The sequence below is a fragment of the Xanthomonas sp. SHU 166 genome (genome assembly GCF_000364685.1).
Taxonomy (GTDB): Bacteria; Pseudomonadota; Gammaproteobacteria; order Xanthomonadales; family Xanthomonadaceae; genus Xanthomonas_A; species Xanthomonas_A sontii.
This window is the reverse complement of sequence record NZ_AQOJ01000959.1, coordinates 1-730: the sequence shown is the minus strand read 5'-3', so window position 1 is coordinate 730 and position 730 is coordinate 1. Positions and strand designations below refer to the sequence as shown.

General features: G+C 75.2%; 1 protein-coding gene. It reads left to right on the top strand.

What is annotated here, in order from left to right:
• The coding region (locus D180_RS21525; protein ID WP_017914403.1) for an ankyrin repeat domain-containing protein at nt 1-730 on the top strand (730 nt) is incomplete at both ends.

The following is a 730-nucleotide window of genomic DNA, read 5'->3' as shown; positions in this document are numbered from 1 at the left end:
GACGAGCCGCCGCCGGCGCAGGACGAACTGCATGCGGCGCTGTACGACGCCGCCCGCGGGGGGCGCGTCGATCGCGCCTTGCAACTGCTGCAGGCCGGCGCCGATCCGCATGCGCTGCCCGCCGCCGAGTGGCGCGACCAGCGCAGCCTGCCGGTGCTGGCCGCGGTGCTGCCGGACCTGCGCCTGTTGCGCGAACTGATCGTGCGCGGGGTCGACGTCAATCGTCCGCACCTGGGCATGACCCCGCTGCTGGCCGCCACCCGCGACAGCTGGCATGGCCGCCCGGAGGCGGTGATGACCCTGCTCGCCAACGGCGCCGATCCGCGCGCCAGCGACGGCGACGGCAACACCCCGCTGCATCACGCCGCACGCAGTTCCGACCCGGGCGTGGCTGCGCTGCTGCGCGACGCCGCTGCCGAACTGGACGCGGCCAACCGCGACGGCCTGACCCCGCTGGCGGTGGCCTGCCAGGTCGGCAACTGGCGCATGGCCAAGTTCCTGCTTGAGCGCGGCGCCAAGCCGGAGCCGGCCGAGGCCAGCCCGGTACTGCTGGCCGCAGCCGGTACCGAGGAAGACGATCCGGCCGGCGTGCAGTTGCTGCTCAAGCACAAGGCGCGGGTCGACGCGCGCGATCGCCAGCGCCGCAGCGCGCTGCACGAGGCGGCGCAGGCCGGCCACGTGGAGATCGTGCAGGCCCTGCTCGGCGCCGGCGCCAACCTGGAAGCGCGCG